The following is a 4,058-nucleotide window of genomic DNA, read 5'->3' on the forward strand; positions in this document are numbered from 1 at the left end:
ACGCAAGGCTCTCTGACGAGCCCGTCACGCCCCCTTGCCGGTTTTCGCGATACCTTTTTTGGTGTGCCGGGATTCAACGTCAGCGATTTCGAGGCTAACCTCTCTTATTCACCGGGCTGCTGCGTGATGGCTTAATCCGGGACGGGGTGGCAGGCTGAGGCGGCCAGCGCGAGTTGCCCTGTGGCGACTATTTCATCGCGTTTGGCCGAGAGGTTTGCGGGGTTTCTGGACAGGGTGGATCGATCTGCGGCCGCGCCGCGCCGTTCAGGTCGGCGCGGGTTTGAGGGCGCGGGCGATATGCTGGAAGATGTCGGCGTCGGGGCAAGCGCTGGCGAAGGCGATGCGGATGCGACTGGCGGTTTCGACGACGCGGGCGGCGACCTTGATGAGGCGGATGCGGATGGTGGCGAACTCGGCGTTCCTCAGCGCTGCGGTGGCGGGCACGGCCTGCCGCAGCTTCCACATCAGCCAATATGCGGCGGTGTGGAGGATGAGGCGCATCTGGTTGGCATTGGCCGATCGGCACGAGGTGCGATCGCTCTTCAACTGGGTCTTGTGGAGTTTGATGAGGTTTTCGGCCTGGCCACGAGCACAATAGAGCGTGTCGTAGATGTGCTCGGCGCTACCAAGCTCGATCGAGGTGACGACGAAGCGGATATCGAGGCCCATAGTGCTGGCTTCGATCCGCGCGACGACCCTGCGTTTGGTCGGCCCCCAGGATTTGGCGGCGTAGCAAGTCTCGGCATAACGGCGCAGCACGCCCAATCCCTGCAGCGCCCGGTCGGTGGCACAGGCATCGCCGCGATTGACGATGACGGGATCGGCATGGAGCGCCTTGTTGCCGGGCAGGCCGAACACATAGTCGATGCCGTTCGCCTCGCACCACGCCATGATCTCGGGGCGGCCGTAATGGCCATCACCGCGTAGCGTGATGCGGGTATTGGGCCAGTGGCGGCGGATGCGCCGGATCAGCCGACGCACATGGCCTGCCGTCTCGACCCCCGATGGGCTCTTGCCGGTGCGCAGCAGCATCGCCACCGGACGTCCAGTCGCGGTGTCATAAACATGGATCGGCAGGAAGCAGCGCTCGCCATAATGGCCGTTCCAGAAGGAGAGCTGCTGGCCGCCATGGACGACATCAACCGTCTCATCGATATCAAGCGTCACCGCGACCGGCGGCACGGGATAGCTCGCGCAGTAGAGATCAACGAGCGCGCCTGTCAGACGCACCAGTTCGCGCGTCGTCGGCGCATTCTCCCAGCGGCTCATCGTTGGCTGGCTTGCCAGGCCGATCACGCCGCCGGGCAGTTTGCCGAGCGCCAGCTTGAACCCAGGATCGTGACGCAAACTGTCGAGATCATCGGCATCCTCATAGCCGCAGGCGATCGCCAGCATGCGAGCGCGCAGGATGTCGTCGAGATCGTGGACGACGCGGCTCTGGTCGCGAGGGTCGCAAATGCAGGCGGCAAGCCGTTCCGCAATGCCAAGCTGTCGCTCGGCCTGCGCCAGCAGCAATACGCCACCATCGGATGTCAGCCGACCGCCGTCGAAGGCGGCGGTCATTTTCTTGCGGCAAATCGCTGGGAATGAGAAACCGAGGAGGCTATCATCTGCCATGGCGGTCGTGGCACTTTCTGTCCGGCGTAGAGGGATGATTTAAGCACTCTTTCTCTACTCCAGATCAGTAACTTACGCCACGTCCGCCAACCCCATCCCATGCCGCCGGTGAATAAGACGGGTTAGGGGGCAACAACAGTGCATGGCATTGCTCCCGACGGGAAAACTGCCGTCATTGTACTACAATTGCATCAAAATTGAGTCAGAGCCCGTTATGCACCCCGATCAACATGCTTTCGCAATTTCCTCGCTACCGCGCTATCCATTTTTGTTCATTGGCTTGTGCGTTATGGTTAGAGGAATGATAGATTTATCTCGCCGACAATTGTTGCGTGGCGAACGAAACCGTGCCTTTATAGTCGGAAATTTCGCGTGGGACGAGCGCTTTCGGGAATTTTCAGCAAAGAGTGTTGATTGCCGCTGAGAAGTGACCCCAGTAAATATGACTGCGACGCCTGCGCCCTCAGGCCGCAATGCTGCCCTAGCCAGCCCAACCGCAAAGTCGCCCAATCTCTCCACGAAGGCGCACGGGACTTGGCAAGGAATCTGTCTAAAACTGGCGCCTATGCTACATCCCGCCGCGAGTGGAAAAAGGTTGAGAACCCTATTCGCGCACATCAAACCCATCCTAGGGTGGACCGCCTGCGCCTGCGAAGTACAAATGGCGCAAAAGACGAATTCCTCCTTGCCGCCACCGCTCAAAACCTCTGCAAGATGGCTAAAGCGGTTTCCACACGATCTGACTCGTCAGGGATTCCCTTCGCGGCGCCGTTGTGATTCAGCCTTCCTGCTGGTGGCAGGAGGCCAGCATGGATGGCACGAACGCTATCACAGGATCTTCGGGACCGAGTTGTCGCAGCGATTGATGGTGGGCTGAGTTGCCATGCGGCAGCGGCCCGCTTCGGGGTCAGCGTGTCGAGCGCGATCCGCTGGCGACGGCTTGCGTTGGAGCATGGCCGGGCCGTTGCCAAGCCGCGCGGCGGTGACCGGCATTCAGGTAAGATCGAAGCGCACGGCGGCTTCATTCGGGAACTGATCGCAGAGCAGGGCGACATGACCTTGGTCGAGGTTCAGGCGCGGCTGATCGAGCGTGGGGCCCTGGTCGGTATCGGCACGGTGCATCGCTTCTTCGTGCGTCACGGGATCACGCGCAAAAAAAGACCGGTCACGCGATCGAGCAGGACCGTCCCGACGTCCTGAGGCAACGGCAGCATTGGTTCGACGGCCAGATCGACCTCGAACCCGAACGCCTCGTCTTCATCGACGAGACGTGGACCGCCACCAACATGACCCGCAGCCATGGCCGCTGCCGGAAGGGCGAGCGGCTGCGGATGGGCTTCCCGCACGGCCACCGCAAGACCACCACGCTGGTCGCGGGCCTGCGCATGGATGGCATGGTCGCGCCGATGGTGCTGGACGGGCCGATCAACGGCGACTGGTTCGAAGCCTATGTCGCCCAGGTGCTGGTGCCCGAACTGCGTCCCGGCGACGTGGTCATCATGGACAACCTCTCGAGCCACAAACGGGCCGCCGTGAAGGAAAGGATCGAAGCTGCCGGCGCGACCCTGCGCTTCCTCCCGCCATACAGCCCGGACTTCAATCCAATCGAAAAGGCCTTCTCCCGGCTCAAGGCCATGCTCCGCAAGGCAGGAGAGCGCACCGTCAGCGGCCTGTGGGACCTGATCGGCAGGCTCGTCGATATCTTCAAGCCCGACGAATGTGCAAACTACTTCAAATCATGCGGCTATGAACCGGAATGAATGGAAACCGCTCTAATCTGATCCTGAGGCCCGCCACCCCAGCGCCCGCATAACGGGGACGAGCCCTCCAGACCGTGCCTAAGTTGCACTAGGGTCGATCTCAGCGACGGGTTTTTCAATACAATCGGTCGACTGCTATCGGAAGCGACGCAACGCGAACGGCAGCTATCCGCCCCGTCCAAAGCGACGTTCGCTTATCGCCATTAGCAAAACCCGGCGAAAAGACAGAGTGGGATCCTTAGCTGGTGAGCAAGCCCGCCATGGATAATGGCAGCCACGTCGTTTGATCCTCCTACCCAGTTCCATTTATTGTTCGTTCCCTTGTATCTGCCAATCCGATATAAGTAATAGGAAAACAATGAGATTCCCGATTCCAGCAAGAACGAACTGGCGCCTTTCTGGGGGCTTAACCGCGCATCTCATTTTCATTAAATATCTGAAAATTAAACCAGAATTATAGTGGATTGGATTCCGGCTCGGCGCTGAATAGCGAGCCTTGATATCCGCTTAGTGAGCAACGGGAACATCGTCTAAATTTGCGCGACACAGAAACGGCCCGCAGGCTATTGGCTTGCGGGGTTCTGCGGTCATATTGTTATGGTGAGGTTATTATACTGACATTGGTTGCGGGAGTAGGATTTGAACCTACGACCTTCAGGTTATGAGCCTGACGAGCTACCG

The 4,058-nt window shown here is 60.0% G+C and carries 3 protein-coding genes; 2 read left to right on the forward strand and 1 reads right to left on the reverse strand.

Translation table 11 applies throughout. From position 1 onward, the window contains the following. Positions 1-264 precede the first annotated feature (264 nt). Positions 265-1,617 (reverse strand): IS1380 family transposase, encoded by a 1,353-nt coding sequence (locus IL54_RS00950; protein WP_037472266.1) that lies wholly within the window; start codon positions 1,615-1,617, stop codon positions 265-267. A gap of 414 nt (positions 1,618-2,031) precedes the next feature. Between IL54_RS00950 and IL54_RS22500 the strand changes: the two genes are divergently transcribed. Both IL54_RS22500 and IL54_RS23580 read left to right on the forward strand, forming a co-directional pair. Further along, positions 2,032-2,394, forward strand: coding sequence for a transposase (locus IL54_RS22500; protein ID WP_076605432.1), 363 nt, complete (start codon positions 2,032-2,034; stop codon positions 2,392-2,394). A 36-nt stretch (positions 2,395-2,430) separates the two neighbouring features. Further along, positions 2,431-3,377, forward strand: a protein-coding gene (locus IL54_RS23580) for an IS630 family transposase (protein ID WP_156106025.1) whose coding sequence is annotated in 2 segments (ribosomal slippage) — positions 2,431-2,767 and positions 2,767-3,377 — 948 coding nt in all. Because the reading frame shifts where the segments join, the coding sequence is not laid out codon by codon here. Positions 3,378-4,058 lie beyond the last annotated feature (681 nt).

Origin of the sequence: Sphingobium sp. ba1, assembly GCF_000743655.1 — a bacterium.
Classification (GTDB): domain Bacteria; phylum Pseudomonadota; class Alphaproteobacteria; order Sphingomonadales; family Sphingomonadaceae; genus Sphingobium.